Source organism: Pseudoalteromonas luteoviolacea, assembly GCF_018100925.1.
GTDB lineage: Bacteria > Pseudomonadota > Gammaproteobacteria > Enterobacterales > Alteromonadaceae > Pseudoalteromonas > Pseudoalteromonas obscura.
In genome coordinates this window covers 118,482-135,458 of sequence record NZ_JAGJEH010000008.1, presented here as the reverse complement: position 1 = coordinate 135,458, position 16,977 = coordinate 118,482, and the positions used below count along the sequence as shown (strand labels likewise).

Genomic DNA, 16,977 nt, shown 5'->3' with positions numbered 1-16,977 from the left:
GGCGATATTTATTTTCTTTCACAACTTTCTCTTTGATTAGTAACTTCTTTAATTATTTCAACCACTGAATTTGTGGCATCAAGTTGCGCACACGCTTTGGCGCGCAGTGCTTTTTCTTCAATTAAGTGTGGTTCAGCAAAAAACGGCTCTAATAGTGAAACCATATTTGACATATTCAGCTCAGATTGAGGAACAATCAAGGCTGCTTGCTTATCCACTAAAGCACGAGCATTTAATGTTTGATGATCATCAACGGCGTGAGGCAGTGGTACAAAAACGGCCATTTTTCCTGCCGCTGCAACTTCACTGACCGTCAAGGCACCCGCACGGCAGACTATAATATCAGCCCACTCATAAGCTTGATCCATATTTTCGATAAACTCAGTAACTTTATAGTCAAACGATTGACCTTCATAGCGCTTGGTTACACCGCCCCCATTCCCTTTTCCTGACTGATGCCAAACAGCTAACGATGCGTGATTTTTCTCATTAAGAGATGAAAAGACATCAGGCAATATATCGTTTAATGCCTTTGCCCCCAAAGAACCACCAACCACGAGGCAATTCACTTGGTGAGTAATCGATTTAGACTGAATCTGGGTCACCGAATCTCTTATTGGATTACCTACAATATCACACGCTCTATCTGCAAACGCACCTTGAAAAGCGCACAATACACGTGTAGCCAACTTAGCCAGCAGTTTATTGCTAAAACCCGCCACCGCATTTTGCTCGTGGATGATAAGTGGTACGCCTAACATTTTTGCTGCGATCCCGACAGGCCCTGTTACGTACCCACCCATTGTAAGTACGGCATCCGGTTTATGGGTTTTGAGTATATTTCTCGCTGCAATGATGGCTTTAAGTATCATAAAAGGGGCCTTTAACAGGCGTTTTAAACCATTGCCTCTCAACCCTTTTACCTTAATAAAGTCAATCTCAAAACCATGACCAGGTACAACCTGGGCTTCCATTCTATCCTCAGTTCCAACCCAAGAAACTTCCCAGCCAAGTTGTTTTAATTTTTCTGCAACAGCGATACCTGGGAAAATGTGCCCACCTGTACCACCAGCAGCAACCAATAATCGTCTACTCATCGCTTACCACCTCTTGATGTTGCCTGCCTCGTAGACATTTTGGTTTCGAAATCTATCCGTTGCAGCAACCCAGCTGCAATTGTCATGACCAATAAACTTGAGCCACCATAAGATACAAATGGCAAAGTTAGCCCTTTCGTTGGCAACATCCCTGCACTCGCCCCGACATTGACTAATGTTTGAAACGCAAACCAAATCCCGATTCCCAGTGCTAAATATCCTTCATATTCTTTTTGCGACTTTAGCGCTTGTTGGCCAATGAGCAAAGCTCGAAAGACCAACATACCCAACATAAATAACACACAAACAACGCCCAAAAAGCCTAGCTCTTCGGCAATGACAGCAAAAATAAAGTCATTATGCGCTTCAGGTAAATACTGTAGCTTTTGCACACTATTACCAAGTCCTTGACCAAACCAGCCGCCTTGTCCGTAAGCCATTAAAGACTGAACAAGCTGATACCCTTTACCAAATGGATCTTTCCAAGGCTCTAAAAATCCAACTACCCTGGCCATTCGATAAGGCTCAAAAATGATCAGCATAATCACCAAAAAAATACCGGTGAGCATGAGTACAAAAAACTGCCATAGCTTTGCACCAGCTAAAAACAATAACCCAACAGTGGTGACAAATATCACAACAACTGTGCCTAAATCTGGCTGCATCAGTATTAAAAAGGCATAAACCGCAAACACTACAATAGGTTTTGCAAACCCTTTAATGTTTTCTTGCACTTCATCTCGTTTTCGAACCAAGTAGCCCGCGATATAGCTTATAAAGTAAAGCTTTGCTACTTCCGCAGCTTGCACACCAACGGGTCCAACAGGGATCCAACGTTTCGCCCCATTCACCTCTCGGCCAACGATTAAAACCAAGATCAACAACACCACGCCAAAGAGCAATAAGTAAGGGTTAAAACGTTTCCACCAAGCCATGGACACAGATGTACTTAACCAAAAAAGTACCATCCCCATAATCAGAAACATGCCGTGACGTACAATGATATGATAAGGGTTATCGTAAAGCCTTTCTGCAACAGGCATAGAGGCACTGGTGACCATCACAAACCCAACCCCAATTAAGCACAACATCGCATACAACAATGGCAAATCAAACAATGTATCTGTCTTGCTTGATTTAAATATGCCTTTAAGGTTGATGGTCGCAATCATTTACAGCTCTCCCACCCATTTGCAGAACTCATCACCACGTGCCATGTAATTTGGATACATATCAATGCTCGCACACGCAGGAGCCAGTAATACAATATCGCCAGCCTGTGCTTGCTGGCTTGCCCCAATAACAGCATCCTTTAATGAACCAACTAGATGGCTTTGAGTATGCATCGAAGAAAACAGAGCCGCATCTTTGCCAAAACAGTAAATCGCCCTGCAATGGCTTTGGATAGGTGCAGCCAATGGTGAGACATCAGCTCCTTTTGCATCTCCACCTAAAATTAGAATTATTTTCTGAGCCTCAGCTTGCAAGCTCTCAAGTGCTGTAACCGTCGCTCCGACATTCGTCGCTTTAGAGTCGTTGAAATATTTTACACCGGCTACTTCTGCAATCAGTTGGCAGCGGTGTGAGAGTCCACCAAAGCGAGAAAATGCGTCTTGATAAGCCCGTTTACCAATTGTAAAAGGCGACAATAGCGCCATGACGGCCAAAGCATTAAACTGGTTGTGCTTGCCAGACAGCAATAAACTATCCACAGCGAACACATGTTTGCCATTTATACTAAAAAAGTCGCCCTGCTCAGTCGTGGCAATACAGTAATCCGCTTTGTGTAAACCAACGCCAATCGAGTGTGTGTGTGCTTGATGTGTTTTTTCATCATCAGCATTGAAAACAAGTAAGTCTGTTTTTTGATAGATACGCTTTTTCGCCGCACAATAAGCTTCAAAGTCAGGATATCGATCCATGTGATCTTCTGTAATATTGAGGATCATAGCACTGTGGCACTTTAAGTTTTGAGTGGTCTCGAGCTGAAAGCTAGATAGCTCCAAAATGACAATATCTAAATCTTGATCAAGTAAATCCAGCACGGACGTACCAATATTGCCACCCAAACCAACTTTCAACCCCGCCGACTGACAAACCGTTTCAGCTAGGCTTACCACCGTAGATTTTCCATTTGATCCAGTGACCGCAACGACTGGAGTCGTGTTTAGTCGCGCGAAAACCTCTATATCACCGACCACTTCAGCACCGTGTGCTATCGCCTCTACAACATATCTGTCATATAGCGGGATCCCGGGACTAATAATAATTATATCGGTATCAACCAACGCGCCTTCAGCAAGTGGACCGAAAACAGCCTCACATTCTGGTGCATTGTGCGCTAGCCAATCCGCGCCTGGTGGTACCGGTCGCGTATCAACAACTTTAGGAAAGATCCCGTGTCGTAACAAAAAGCGTACGGTGCCAAGCCCGGATATACCGAGCCCTAACACAGTGACTTTTTTCTGTTTCAACGTATCTAAATAATTCATTATCTTATCTTTAAGGTCGCCAAACCAGCCAATACTAAGATGAAGGAGATGATCCAAAAACGCACAATAACACGTGGCTCAGGCCAACCTTTTAGTTCATAGTGATGGTGAATAGGTGCCATTCTGAAAATTCGCTGGCCACGTAACTTATATGAACCTACCTGTAAAATGACAGATAAGGCTTCCATTACAAATACCCCCCCCATAATCACTAATACCAATTCTTGTCTGACTAAAATAGCGATTATTCCGAGAGCACCGCCCAGCGCTAAAGAGCCAACATCACCCATAAATACTTGGGCTGGATAGGTGTTGAACCACAAAAATCCAAGTCCAGCTCCGACGATAGCAGTGCAGACAACCACAAGCTCACTGGCCAATGGTATATGAGGAATGTGGAGATAATTTGAGAAGTTTACGTTACCAGTTAAATAAGCAATGATCGCCAAAGCTGCAGCCACCAAAATTGTAGGTACGATCGCCAATCCATCTAAGCCATCGGTTAGATTTACAGCATTGGATGTTCCCACAATCACAAAATAACTCATTACGAGATAAAACAGTCCCAGCTGTGGCAATACATCTTTGAAAAACGGCACAACAAGGGACGTTTCAGCGGCAGATGTTGTCGTAGAATATAAAAATGCGGCGACGGATATTGCAATAACGGATTGCCAAAAATATTTCCACCTTGCAATCAATCCCTTGCTGTCTTTGCGGATCACTTTTCTGTAATCATCAACAAAACCGACAATACCCAGTGAACCTATCACAAACAATGTGACCCACACGTATTTATTACTCAAATCTCCCCACATTAAGGAGCTGACAAAGATGGCGCCTAGGATCAGCAAACCTCCCATTGTGGGCGTACCTGATTTAGACAAGTGAGACTCAGGGCCATCATCTCTTACCGTTTGACCTATCTGCATGCGCTGTAATGCACGGATAAGTTTAGGTCCAAAATACAGTGATATAAGTAAAGCGGTTAAAATCCCCAAAATAGCTCGTACAGTCAAATACGAGAATACGTTAAAACCGCTGTAGTATTGCGTTAAATACTCTGCTAACCAAACTAACATTATCGGTCCCCACTTTCTGAGTTTGTATGCGCTGAAATCAGATCAGCGACCAATAGCTCCATGCGGGCACTACGCGATCCTTTGACAAGCAGTGTGCACTGCTCTGTTTCGTGTTTAATGAATTGTGAAAGCTCTTCTAGCATATGTTCACGGGTAGAAAAGTGACGATTTGGCGTGTCAAATACTTCGCTTGCATAGCGACTCAGCACACCCAGCGTATACACAGCGTCAATACCGTGCTGCTTCGCATATTCACCCACTTCTTTGTGGTAAGCCCGAGCGTCTTCACCCAACTCAGCCATGTCTCCAAGCGCCAGTACTCGTGTACCAGGCATGTCTTTTAATAACTCAATGGCAGCCTTGACTGAGCGGACGTTGGCATTGTAGGTGTCATCTACAATGCGCAGTGAACTGGAAACATCGATGACATTGACCCGACCTTTTACAATTGGCATATCTTTAAGTGCAATGGCGATATCCTGCAGCGACGTATCAAAAGGCAGCGTAAGAGATGCTGCGATCACAGCATTCATCACATTGTGCTTGCCAGGCAGTGCTAACTTTACATTTTGCGACGCATCTGGCGTACACAGAACGAACTCGGCACAACCAAACTCATCTAATTGAATGTCTTGAGCCCAAACATCCAGCTTACTGTTCATAGAAAAGCGTTGAACTGATTGGGAGGTCAAGCTGTCCTCCCACATGGGGGCAAACTCACTATCACAGTTTATAATCGCTACACCATCAGACTTTAACCCGCCAAATATTTCTCCTTTGGCTTGGCCTATACCTTCAATAGAGCCAAAGCCTTCTAAATGAGAAGGGGCAACATTGCACACAACAGCGACATCTGGGTTGGTTAACCCGCTTGTATAGGCTATTTCCCCAATATGATTAGCGCCCAGCTCAATAACAGCATATTCGTCATCTTCCGATAAACGCAGTAAAGTCAAAGGGACACCAATATCATTGTTGAAGTTTCCTTTGGTCGCGAGCACTTTGCCACGGCGTGATAATATTGCCGCAGTCATCTCTTTTACTGTGGTTTTTCCCACACTGCCCGTTATTGCTACGGTTTTTGGCGCTACCTGCTTTATAACCGCTTGTCCAAGCTTGCCCAGCGCATCACGTGTGTCAGATACCACAAACTGTACAATATCAGCGTCGACACGCTCTGATACAATGGCCGCTATGGCACCTTTGCTCTTTGCTTCTTCAACAAACTTATGACCATCAAAATTTGCACCTTTGAGTGCTAAAAAGACTTCATTATCGGTTATTGTTCTTGTATCTGTATTGATATTGGCAACTGCCAAATTCTGCCCACAAAAAGGGGCCTCAAGTACTTCTGCAAGCCAAGAAAAATCCATCTTGATCATGCACTTTCCCCCTGTAATATTAATTTCACTAAACTTCTATCGCAGAAGCTTAGTGTCTGGTTTCCTATAATTTGATAGTCTTCATGGCCTTTACCTGCAATCAATACGACGCTGTTTTCATCGGCATGTTCAATCGCATATCTAATGGCTTTTTCTCTATCAGGTTGTGACACAGCATACTGAGGTTCTCTGAGCCCAGCCTTAATGTCACTTATAATTGTGTTAGGGTCTTCACTTCGAGGGTTATCACTGGTAATAATCACTGTATCAGCAAATTGTTCTGCTGCTTGGGCCATTAATGGTCTTTTCCCTTTATCACGATCACCACCACATCCAAACACACAGCTAACCTTCCCCGGCACATGTTGCTGCAAAGCCCGCAGTGTTAATTCCAGCGCTTCAGGGGTGTGCGCATAGTCGACAATACAGGTTGGGAATCCGGGTTGATAAAATGCTTGCATACGGCCATCAACAGGTAACAAATTGGTTGCTGCAACCTGAAGCTGTTCAAGGGCGTAACCTTGAATTAGTAGAGAAGCTATCGCGGCCGACAGATTATAAATATTAAACTGTCCAAACAAGCCTGTTGTGATCTTAGTATTGCCCCACGAAGTATTAAGGTTTAGAGAAATTCCATTTTGGTGACATTGCACATTTTCAAAAAATACATATTGCTCATACGCATTATCCTGTGGCTGCTTGCCATAAACAACACACTGCTGTGCGTCTAACTCGCCAAGCCACTGCTGTGCATACGCGTCATCGATATTAAGTATGTTAACTTTGGCATTACTCTCGGTAAACAAGCGTTTTTTAGCTTGTGCATAATTTTCCATATCACCGTGATAGTCTAAGTGATCACGACTTAGGTTAGTAAAAACAGCAATGTCAAAGTCAATATGCTCAACGCGCCCTTGCACAATACCGTGTGACGACACTTCCATCGCCACCTGCTGGTATTGTGTCTGTAGTTCACTCAATATTTGCTGTAGCAATACTGACGAAGGGGTCGTGTTGGTTAAGGGAGTTAGTCGCTCAGGTTCACCATAACCCAATGTTCCTATCACGGCACTAGGTGTACCACACTGCTGTGCTAAGCTAGCAATCATAGCAGTTGTTGTTGATTTCCCATTAGTGCCTGTGACACCTATAACGGTCATTTTTGTACTGGGCTCTTGATAAAATTGGGCTGCAATTTGCGATAGATTTTGTTTTAAATTTGCAACGCGTATGACGGGCACCGCGAAACTGCCAAGATGTGTACTGTCGTCAACCAAAATACATGTTGCGCCTTGTTTAATCGCCGCAGATATAAATTGTGTACCATCCAATTGGTGCCCAGCAATAGCAATAAAGCAGTCGCCCACACATATTTCGCGACTGTCTAAACGCAGTGCATTCACGCTGATTTGGGGACTTACTACGCCAAAGTTTTTGAGTACTTTAGTTAAGTCACGCATCGTCATTTTTTCCTGATAAATATGCTACGCTTTCTTTGTCTGGGGCTACGTTCAACATACGCAATGAATTAGAAACAATCTCGGCAAAAACAGGGCCTGCGGTCTGACCTCCATAATACACATCACCACCGGGTTCATTAACCATCACCACTACCGCCAGACGAGGGTCACTGACAGGAGCAACGCCGGCAAAATAGCCAACATATTCATCACCATAACCACCAGCAATGGCTTTTTCCGATGTTCCTGTTTTGCCAGCTGCACGATAGCCGTCCACTTTGATCATGGATGCCGTCCCGCCTTTCTCGAAAATGGATTCCATCATTGAGATCACCGCTTTGGTGTCTTCTTCTTTAAATATGCGCTCACCAGGTTGAGGTTGATCCTGCTTTAGTATTGTTAGGGGCCTAGATATACCACCTGCACCTATCATCGCATAGAGCCTAGCAATCTGCGCCGTACTGGCCGAAACAGCATAACCATATGATAATGTAGCAATTTCAAAGTCTGACCATCGTCTATTTGGATAGAATAATCCTGAGCTTTCGCCAATCATCATGGTGCCAGTATCTTCTCCAAATCCCGCTTTTTGATACGTGCCAACAAAATAATCTTTGGGTAATTTTTGACTGATTTTAGCCACGCCCATATTGCTCGATACTTTTAATATTTCTCGCAGTGACATTTCACCATGATTGCGCGTATCTTTTACTAAGCTACCACCTAGGCGCATCCAGCCGGGGTAAGTATCGATGATTTCATCAGCTGTAATCGCACCATATTCTAGGCCTGCTAATATTGCTAAAGGTTTAAGCGTTGAGCCTGGTTCAAATAAATCTGTAATAGCGCGATTACGGCGTTTATATGGTGCAGCGGTACTCATATCATTTGGATTAAAGCTCGGACTATTCACCATTGCGAGGATTTCACCGGTATGCACATCGACAACCATGGCTGATCCTGAGGTTGCCTGGTATGTCAAAACCGCTGATTTTAACGCTACATACGCTATCGTTTGAATACGATGATCAATACTGAGATGAATGTCTTCCGGTTCGACACGCTCTTCTTCAGATAAGACTTGTACTTCTCGACCTTGTGCGTCTTTACGGATAGTCCGTAGCCCCTCGGTGCCCGTGAGTGCCGTATCAAAACGTTTTTCAATTCCTTCAATACCAATGCCATCAATGTTAGTCACACCTAAAACGTGTGCAGCAATTTCACCACTTGGATAAAAGCGCTTTGATTCATCAAGTAAATGAATTCCAGGCAATCGCATTTGCCTGATATATTTTGCCACCGCAGGCGTTACTTGACGTTTTAAATAGACAAAACGACGCTTAGCGTTACCACGCAACTTAGTGTTAACTTGATCAGACGGAAGTTGCAATACATCGGACAACTCACGCCAACGAGCTTGCCCTTGATACAATTGTTGGGTACGTGTTTTGAGCTGCTCTTCGTTTTCGGCCAGCGCAACATGGTCTTCACGGTTTTTTCTCGCCTGACGTAGCACCTTTTTCTTCAAGGCTTTTTCCAGCGCATAAGGATCAGCATATACACTGACAACCGGAACGCTTACCGCAAGTTCTTTGCCGTTGCGGTCATAGATCATACCCCGCTGAACATGCAATTTTTCTTTTCTCACAGTACGCTTGGCATTTTCTTCTCGCGCTTTGTCAGGCTCTATCACCTGCAAATAAGCAGCTCTAGCAATCAATGCTAAAAACACTGAACCCAACATAACGCAAACAAGGATGAACCGCCATGCTATTAAGTTTTGTGGTGACGTATTCTTCGTTTTCATGGCAGCTCTATCACCTGTTCTTCTTTACTTGTAGGGCGCAACATTTTTAGTTGTGTTTTTGCAATTTCTTCTATTCTCGCATGCTGTGAATAAAACTCTTCTTCTACAAGTAGGTAGCGCCATTCCAGATCCAACTCATCCCTTTGCTGGAGTAACTGATCTTGCAATATCAACTGTTGCCGAGTCGAATGTGTTATTTGTACCACCACCAAAGACGATATAAACACACTGACGAGCAGCAAAAATGTCAGCTTGTTCGCCAATAAAACATGGCAAATCTCCAAAAAAAGCTGAGGTTGACGTTGCGCAGGTTTAGCCATTTATAATTTCTCAGCAATACGCAGTACAGAGCTTCTCGCTCGAGGGTTATTATTAATTTCCGTCTTACTTGGTTTGATCGCTTTACCAATCGCTTTGAGCGTTAAGTTTTTATTGATTTGCTCATCTGTCAAAGGTAACCCTCTCGGAATTGCTTCCCCCTTGCTCTGCTTTTTTATAAATTGTTTAACGATTCGGTCTTCCAGTGAATGAAAAGAAATAACAACCAAACGGCCACCCGGCTTCAATACCTCTAGAGATGCTGACAGAGCCGTTTGAATTTCTTCTAGTTCACTATTGATGTAAATGCGAATAGCTTGAAATGTGCGTGTTGCAGGGTGTTTATGTTTATCTTTAACTGGCACAGCTTCATCAATTAAATCTGCCAATTGCTTTGTCGTCGTGATATCAGTCTCTTCACGGGTTTCAATAATTTTGTGCGCAATACGTCTGGCAAATTTTTCTTCACCATACTTTTTAATTACATATACCATGTCTTCCAGCTCTGCTTCTGCAAGCCATTGAGCTGCACTGCGCCCTGCCTCCGGATTCATTCGCATATCCAGAGGTCCCTCTTTCATAAAGCTGAAACCACGATCTGCATCATCCAGTTGCGGAGATGAAACACCGATATCTAATAAAATACCATCGACTTTGCCAGTTAGCCCTGCTTCACTGGCAACTTGCGCGATATTTGAAAAGCGATTGTGTGCAATAGAAAAGCGTGTATCTTGAGCAAACTTCTGAGCAGCTTGGATCGCCTGAGGATCCTGATCAATCGCCTGTAAACGCCCCGACTCACCTAAACGTTTCAGAATTTGCCCCGAGTGACCACCACGTCCAAAAGTGCCGTCAATATATATACCACTGGGTTTGATATCTAGTGCATCGAGTGTTTCATCCATTAACACCGATATATGTTCTAATTCTGAACTCATAATTGTGAGCTACACCTGTACTCTATAAAGAAAAACCATCAAGATCTGAACTTTCTTCCACGTCACCACTGCGCTCGATCTCTGTATCGAGACGCATTTGTTCATTCCAACGTGCTTCATCCCAGATCTCAAACTTATTTAACAAACCGACAAGCATTAACTTCTTCCCCAAATTGGCATAACTGCGCAGGGCAGGAGCTAATAAAATGCGGCCATTCTTATCCAATTGATACTCAGTAGCATGCCCTAAAAGCATTCTTTGCCACCGCCTGACTCTTGGATTTGTATTCGATAACTTTTGTAAACGCGCTTCAATATCCTGCCACTCAGATAAGGGATACACCCATAGGCAAGGTTCATTAATCGCAATGGTACAAATGACTGTGCCCATTTCTTCAGACAGCAAGGTATCGCGATACTTAGTCGGTATCGAGAATCGCCCTTTATCATCCAGGCTAATTAAGTTCGCGCCGCGAAACATCTTGCTGTTGCCCTGTTCACTAAGAAATGTACATTTTGATCCAAATTGATCCACTTTAACCCACATTCTACCACAGTTGACAAGTCTAGGGCTTGACAAGCCATTTTGTCAAGCTATCAGGGCGTCTTAAAGCAAGCCAAAATCCAGAAAAAATCAGGCTTTCAACGAAGTTTATGATAAGTGTGGTAAAAAGTGGGAATAGAAGAAAATAAAGCGCAAATTAATAATAAATTTTGCGAAAAACCGGTTTTAATGAATGAAAAATATCACTACCTAGTATGTCCTTCACACACAACTATCCGATAAAAATCAGCTCCTGAATTAGATAAGTAGTGCTTGTGTTTGGCGATTTACAAACTCGCGGTTATCATATACATGTATTTACAAATTGAGATCTCACTATTCTTTATTCATCAATAAAACAGCGCTTTTTTAGACTAATGTTACTGCTGTCCATACCAGGCTTTTTAGCGGTATTAGCACTTTTGGTTGAACAGCGCTCGGATATTTTGCATAGCAAAGAGCAAGATGCGCTATTTTTTGCTAACCAGATCGCCACCTTGCAACGGGTAGACATTACTGACACGCAGCATTTGCTCTATAATTTAGCCAAAGATGCGACACTGTTAGATACGCAACAACAAGGCTGTCCAAAGTTACTAAAACATGCGTTGATCATTAATAAAGAGTTTGCAAATTTTGGCTTAGCAACCCCCACTGGACATGTTTTTTGTTCATTACACCCACTCAAAGCTCCCATTAGCATTGCCGATAGAGCCTATTTCTTGCAGGCCATCAGAACCGGAACATTTAGCATCGGTGAATACCAAAACGATCGGAGTGTCTATACTGAAACTCTCAATTTTGCTCAACCTGTCTATCAACAAAGTCAGTTAAAGATGGTAATTTTTGCCGTGCGCAGACTAACAAATTGGAGTGAATCACTTTCTCATCTTCCCCTGCCAATCGGCACTCGTGTTATGGTTGCAGACAACTACGCACAGATAGTGGCCGAATACCCGTATTCGAAAAAAACACTTGGCCGCTCAGTAAGCGACGATTGGCCTAGTGACCTTCAAGCTTATGTAACTAAAACAGTCAAAGATAATAAAGGACTTCATCACGTTTATTTTAAGTTACCGCTACAAGCCCCCCAATCTGAGCTAAGTATATATTTTGATTTTCCATTTGATGACGCACTGCATGAAGTAAACAGTCAATTTATGCTCGTAACAGCATTGTTTTTACTTACAATACTGGTGCTTTTCTGGACTGGCCGTGCGCAACTCAATCGCTCCTTGTTAACACCTTTAAATAACTTTAGTCGGGCGATAGGTGCATTGGCACACGGGAAAGAGCATAAAATTGAGCACACCGATATGCCCAAAGAGCTGGCTGAGCTTGCGGCACACTTTGAACGAATGGCTGCTGTGCGGCTGCAAGCTGAAACCATTGCACAGAATAAGAATGCCGAACTTAATACCTTGATAAAAGCCCTTCCTGATAACTATCTCAGATTAAACAAAGCGGCAAAGATCTTGGATAAACATGGTGATAGAGTCAACAATAAACAATACATTCAAGAAATCTTTCCCACTCATATCAATATTCGCATTAAAGCCGCTATGGCAATGCTTGAAAACCAAGCTAGTACCTATTTTGAGTATGCTCACAAAGAACATGGCCAAAATACAGTTTTTGAGATCCGTATACAACGTATCGAACACAAGGATGAAGCCATACTTATCATGCGCGACATTAGCCAGAAGAAGCAGCAAGAAGAGGCACTTAACTTAGCAGCATTAACATACAATAACAGCAGTGAATGCATGGTAATCACGGACGCTCAAGGATATATTTTAGATATTAACCCTGCTTTTACTCGAGTAACTGGATTTGAACAGCATGAGGTCGTTGGTAAAACAACTTCGATTCTTAGTTCAGGTCGCCACGATGCCAGCTTTTATGAGCAACTCTGGCAATCAATTATTAAGACAGGAAAGTGGCAAGGTGAAATCATCAATAAGCGTAAAAATGGTGAGCTTTATACTGAGTGGCTGACCATAGATACGGTTTACGATGAACATGATGAACCCTATCGCCGAGTTGGTATTTTTGCTGATATCACAGATAAAAAGTTAAAGGATGAACAACTTTGGCGACAAAGCCACTTTGATGAGCTCACCGAGCTCCCTAACCGAACCAGCCTAAAAAAACAGCTTAATACTCTGTTTGGACTGCCTGAACATACCTTTGCAATACTACTGCTCGATATTGATCATTTTAAAGATATAAATGATACGCTGGGACACTATTACGGAGATATCCTGCTAAAGCAAATTGCCAAACGCCTCAAAAAATTATCTGAATCCTCAGCACGACTAACGCGCATAGGCGGTGACGAATTCGTATTGATCTACGATCATTGTACAGATCGTAAAAATGCCATTGAATTAGCCGAGCAGATCTTAGACTCACTAAAAGTTCCTTTTACGCTAGAAAACGACACCTACCCTATCGCCGCAAGTATTGGTATCGCTTTCGCTCCGGAGGATGGTAAAAGCACCGAGCAATTATTGAAAGCAGCCGATCAAGCCATGTACAAAGCCAAACAGATTGGCAGAAACGGTTTTGCCTTATTTAGCTCCGAGCTCAGAGAAAAAGCAGAACAACGAATTTTACTCCTGAAAGATATGCGCTTTGCACTAGCACAAAACCAGTTTGAAATGCACTTTCAACCTATTGTTTCAATGCATACGCGCCAAATCACCAAAGCTGAAGCTTTGATCCGCTGGCAACATCCTAACAAAGGGATGATAAGCCCCGATCAATTTATTCCGTTAGCGGAAGAAACCCAGTTGATCCATCAATTGGGCGAGTTTGCTTTCGATCAGGCTGTCGAAGTACTACAGAAGACGCGTAGCCTGAATAGTCAGTTACAACTCAGTATTAACGTGTCACCTATCCAATTTAGTGCTAAGCACACAACGCTACTAGCTTGGCAAAATCAACTCACTAAACATCAGCTCACGCCTGATATGATGGTACTTGAGATCACTGAAGGTTTAATGATGCAAGGTGAAGGACGAAGCCAAAAACGCCTTACTAAACTCATTCAGCAAGGGTTTGCTATCGCTTTAGATGACTTTGGCACTGGCTATTCATCATTGGCGTACCTCAAGCAAATGGATACTGAGTTTATCAAAATTGATAAACGCTTTGTCGACGGTATTGAAATCAATGAAGATGATTTAGTTCTGTGCGAAACAATGATATTGATGGCGCATCAACTGGGTCTCAAAGTGATAGCTGAAGGTATTGAAACAGCAACACAGCATGAACTTCTCAAACAGGCAGGTTGTGATTTTGGACAAGGATACTTTTATAGTAAACCATTACCAAAAGAAGCATTTATTTCTTACCTAGAACATGGCAACGCATAAAAAAAGCCATCATTTAGATGGCTTTGGTTGTTTGGATTGAATCAATTATTTATTTACACCCAGCGCATTCATCATCTTAGTTGCGATATCAACATGATGCTGTAGTGTTGAGAATTGCTTGGTCACGTCTTCAGGACCAAATGCATAGACAGGTACGGGTGCAGCGGTATGGGTACCAGTACCCCAAACCACATTTTGCTGAGTTGCAACAACACGTGCAATCTTTCCAGTAAAGTCTTCTGTGCCATAGACATAAAAGTCAGAGAAATCTTCAAAATGAGGCAGAGGGTGACCATCGTCATTAACCTCGTGAGAGGCATGAATGGTTGCCGCTTGATCCAGTGTTACAGTGTAAGGAGTGTGTTTAGTAATGGCAGTTTGCCATTGCTCAGCGCTGCTATTGGCAAAATTATAGTCGCCATCTACGTCACCCATAATGTCGTAAAATGTCCCTTCTTGATTGTACAAAGTATCAAGTAAAGACAGTGCGCCAAAATTAAACTTGGGTTTATAAAGAGAGTCACCCATACCATCACCTGGTAAAGCCACAGCTGTTGGTGTATTGTGATCGGAATAACTAAAGCCGAAACTACCCGTTTCGTGGTCCGCTGTTACTACGACTAGCGTATCGTCACGATCTTTGACCCACTCATAAACAGCTTCTACAGCTTCATCAAACTTCAGTAATTCGTTGAGCATCCAACCCGCGTCGTTTGCATGACCAGCCCAATCAATTTGGCCACCTTCGATCATCAAGAAAAAGCCATCTTCATCTTTAGCCAAGATATCAAGCGCTTTGACAGTCATTTCTTTCAGTGATGGTTGAGTACAGTCATTAGCTTGCTGGCACTTTCTATAAGCAATACCATCGTCCATGCCTGAATTTGCAAACAAGCCAAGTAGCTTATCACCTTCTACTTTACTCAATTGTGTCTTATCGAAAGCCAGCGCATAACCGTGTTCATTTTTCGCATCTAAAACAAGGTTCTTCAAATCATCGCGTTTTGACTTCTTATACACACTTGCAGGCATGCCTAGCTTAGCTAACTGATCCCGCGTTTTTGTATCTGTTGCCACATTTTTAGGAAGGAAAACTCGCGCACCGCCAGAAAGCATGACATCCACATTGCCTGATGAAATAAGTTCTTGCGCAATTTTATCTTCATAGGAGCGATGTGGTTGGTGTGACGCAAATGCCGCTGGAGTAGCATGGGTAATACGCGTATCAGAAACTAAACCCGTTGCCTTACCCATGGCCTTGGCTTTTTCAAGGATAGTCGCAACTTTGTTGCCTTGTGTATCTAGGCCTATCATCTCTGATCCGGCCGCAATACCTGTTGCAAGCTGAGTTGCAGAGCACGCAGAGTCAGTTACCAGACTACCAGAAGGGCCATGAGGTGCATTAAGTGAAAGACCTAGGTGTCCAGCATTGGCAAATTTGGATAGCGCTGTTTGATTATTTTTATCTTTGTAAATAGAGTTCGGTGCACGTTGAGCATACTCTTCCAATAAACCAACTTGTTGAGGTCCCATACCATCACCAATCATTAAGATGACATTTTTAACTGAGGTAGTTGGTGTTGGTGGTGCTGGTGGCGCAGGTGGTTCAGGTTGTGTTGTTGGTACTTCTTTAATTACTTCAACTTCCTTGATCACCTCAACTTCTTTTGGGACTTCTTTGACGACTTCAACTTCTTTGAGGACTTCAACTGTCGAAGTATCATCATTACACCCAGAAAGCACAGCTGCGGACACCGCGAGCGCAATAAGCTTCATTTTCATTTTTATGTTCCTAAAACGTAATCGATTGTGAGCAGCGGCAAGTCTACGATTTAAAAATGACTTTTTTATTTCAGGAACATGTCAACTAAGTTACGCTTTTATTCCTACATTATTGTATTTACTAAAATTATATAGATCACAGGTAATTATTAACTATGCTTACCGGATTGATATGAAAAAGGAGCTTATTCAACTTGCGTGCCATGGTGAAAGTGAAGTTTGATCACTAGATAAAGCATAATAAGTTAGTCAGGTGAGTTCTGATCGCCCAGCAAACAAATGGGCGATCAGTTGAAAGTGTGAGTTGGCCTATAAGCCGGGTTCTGTCCCTCTTGCGAGGTGATAATCATTCGTCTAGGCCTAAAATCGCTCTTAGGCTCAAGCAACCTACCCGGTTCCGATGTGGGCCACACCATAAGGAACCCTATTTGGTCTTGCTCCGGGTGGAGTTTACCTTGCAACCAACTGTTACCAGTGGTCCGGTGCGCTCTTACCGCACCCTTTCACCCTTACCAACCGAAATTGGCGGTCTTCTCTCTGCTGCACTTGTCGTGGGCTTTCACCCCCCAGCCGTTAGCTGGCACCCTGCCCTGTGGAGCCCGGACTTTCCTCCCCTTGATCATTTTCGTCACAAGCAGCGATTATCCGGCCAACTCGGCGCGTATTATACCCTTTTCTAGGCTAAATCACAGCGA

The 16,977-nt window shown here is 43.2% G+C and carries 12 protein-coding genes and 1 other RNA gene; 1 reads left to right on the top strand and 12 read right to left on the bottom strand.

Annotation, left to right across the window (positions count from 1 at the left end; genetic code table 11):
* Positions 1-8: 8 nt before the first annotated feature.
* Genes murG through mraZ form a run of 10 tightly spaced genes read right to left on the bottom strand, consistent with a single transcriptional unit; the run spans position 9 to position 11,057 of the window.
* Positions 9-1,097, bottom strand: a complete 1,089-nt coding sequence (gene murG / locus J8M00_RS17995) for an undecaprenyldiphospho-muramoylpentapeptide beta-N-acetylglucosaminyltransferase (RefSeq protein ID WP_211011906.1) — start codon at positions 1,095-1,097, stop codon at positions 9-11.
* Positions 1,094-2,269 carry a cell division protein FtsW gene (ftsW, locus tag J8M00_RS17990; RefSeq protein WP_211011905.1) on the bottom strand — a complete coding sequence of 392 codons (1,176 nt, stop codon included), beginning with the start codon at positions 2,267-2,269 and terminating at the stop codon, positions 1,094-1,096. Before ftsW ends, murG begins: the two co-directional genes overlap by 4 nt.
* Complete coding sequence (murD, locus tag J8M00_RS17985) at positions 2,270-3,589, bottom strand: UDP-N-acetylmuramoyl-L-alanine--D-glutamate ligase (protein ID WP_211011904.1); 1,320 nt, start codon at positions 3,587-3,589, stop codon at positions 2,270-2,272. It abuts the gene before it with no gap.
* Positions 3,589-4,671, bottom strand: a complete 1,083-nt coding sequence (gene mraY, locus J8M00_RS17980; protein WP_023397204.1) for a phospho-N-acetylmuramoyl-pentapeptide-transferase — start codon at positions 4,669-4,671, stop codon at positions 3,589-3,591. The genes murD and mraY overlap by 1 nt, the downstream gene beginning before the upstream one ends.
* The gene (locus J8M00_RS17975) at positions 4,671-6,053 is read right to left on the bottom strand and encodes a UDP-N-acetylmuramoyl-tripeptide--D-alanyl-D-alanine ligase (RefSeq protein ID WP_211011903.1); all 1,383 of its coding nucleotides are present in this window, start codon (positions 6,051-6,053) and stop codon (positions 4,671-4,673) included. The genes mraY and J8M00_RS17975 overlap by 1 nt, the downstream gene beginning before the upstream one ends.
* Entirely contained in the window at positions 6,050-7,513 is a 1,464-nt protein-coding gene (gene murE / locus J8M00_RS17970; protein ID WP_211011902.1) for a UDP-N-acetylmuramoyl-L-alanyl-D-glutamate--2,6-diaminopimelate ligase, read from the bottom strand. Before murE ends, J8M00_RS17975 begins: the two co-directional genes overlap by 4 nt.
* Entirely contained in the window at positions 7,506-9,320 is a 1,815-nt protein-coding gene (locus J8M00_RS17965; RefSeq protein ID WP_211011901.1) for a peptidoglycan D,D-transpeptidase FtsI family protein, read from the bottom strand. Before J8M00_RS17965 ends, murE begins: the two co-directional genes overlap by 8 nt.
* Entirely contained in the window at positions 9,317-9,640 is a 324-nt protein-coding gene (ftsL, locus tag J8M00_RS17960; protein ID WP_211011900.1) for a cell division protein FtsL, read from the bottom strand. The genes J8M00_RS17965 and ftsL overlap by 4 nt, the downstream gene beginning before the upstream one ends.
* Positions 9,641-10,576: a 16S rRNA (cytosine(1402)-N(4))-methyltransferase RsmH gene (gene rsmH, locus J8M00_RS17955; protein ID WP_211011899.1), complete on the bottom strand. Its 936-nt coding sequence runs from the start codon at positions 10,574-10,576 to the stop codon at positions 9,641-9,643.
* 22 nt (positions 10,577-10,598) lie between these two features.
* Positions 10,599-11,057 (bottom strand): division/cell wall cluster transcriptional repressor MraZ, encoded by a 459-nt coding sequence (gene mraZ / locus J8M00_RS17950; RefSeq protein ID WP_023397210.1) that lies wholly within the window; start codon positions 11,055-11,057, stop codon positions 10,599-10,601.
* 440 nt (positions 11,058-11,497) lie between these two features.
* On the opposite strand from mraZ, the gene J8M00_RS17945 reads away from it, so the two are divergent.
* Positions 11,498-14,500 (top strand): EAL domain-containing protein, encoded by a 3,003-nt coding sequence (locus J8M00_RS17945; protein WP_247687447.1) that lies wholly within the window; start codon positions 11,498-11,500, stop codon positions 14,498-14,500.
* Between the two features lie 45 nt (positions 14,501-14,545).
* Here the strand turns inward: J8M00_RS17945 and J8M00_RS17940 are convergent, their stop codons facing one another.
* Both J8M00_RS17940 and rnpB read right to left on the bottom strand, forming a co-directional pair.
* Positions 14,546-16,282: an alkaline phosphatase gene (locus J8M00_RS17940; RefSeq protein WP_211011898.1), complete on the bottom strand. Its 1,737-nt coding sequence runs from the start codon at positions 16,280-16,282 to the stop codon at positions 14,546-14,548.
* 296 nt (positions 16,283-16,578) lie between these two features.
* Positions 16,579-16,939, bottom strand: an RNA gene (gene rnpB, locus J8M00_RS17935) — RNase P RNA component class A.
* Between the last annotated feature and the right edge of the window lie 38 nt (positions 16,940-16,977).

Excerpts from the sequence above, each read along its gene's own strand:
- ftsW (WP_211011905.1), bottom strand. The coding sequence starts at position 2,269 with ATGATTGCGACCATCAACCTTAAAGGCATATTTAAATCAAGCAAGACA.
- murE (WP_211011902.1), bottom strand. The coding sequence starts at position 7,513 with ATGCGTGACTTAACTAAAGTACTCAAAAACTTTGGCGTAGTAAGTCCC.
- mraY (WP_023397204.1), bottom strand. The coding sequence starts at position 4,671 with ATGTTAGTTTGGTTAGCAGAGTATTTAACGCAATACTACAGCGGTTTT.
- rsmH (WP_211011899.1), bottom strand. The coding sequence starts at position 10,576 with ATGAGTTCAGAATTAGAACATATATCGGTGTTAATGGATGAAACACTC.
- J8M00_RS17965 (WP_211011901.1), bottom strand. The coding sequence starts at position 9,320 with ATGAAAACGAAGAATACGTCACCACAAAACTTAATAGCATGGCGGTTC.
- murG (WP_211011906.1), bottom strand. The coding sequence starts at position 1,097 with ATGAGTAGACGATTATTGGTTGCTGCTGGTGGTACAGGTGGGCACATT.
- mraZ (WP_023397210.1), bottom strand. The coding sequence starts at position 11,057 with ATGTTTCGCGGCGCGAACTTAATTAGCCTGGATGATAAAGGGCGATTC.
- J8M00_RS17975 (WP_211011903.1), bottom strand. The coding sequence starts at position 6,053 with ATGATCAAGATGGATTTTTCTTGGCTTGCAGAAGTACTTGAGGCCCCT.
- ftsL (WP_211011900.1), bottom strand. The coding sequence starts at position 9,640 with ATGGCTAAACCTGCGCAACGTCAACCTCAGCTTTTTTTGGAGATTTGC.
- J8M00_RS17945 (WP_247687447.1), top strand. The coding sequence starts at position 11,498 with ATGTTACTGCTGTCCATACCAGGCTTTTTAGCGGTATTAGCACTTTTG.
- murD (WP_211011904.1), bottom strand. The coding sequence starts at position 3,589 with ATGAATTATTTAGATACGTTGAAACAGAAAAAAGTCACTGTGTTAGGG.
- J8M00_RS17940 (WP_211011898.1), bottom strand. The coding sequence starts at position 16,282 with ATGAAAATGAAGCTTATTGCGCTCGCGGTGTCCGCAGCTGTGCTTTCT.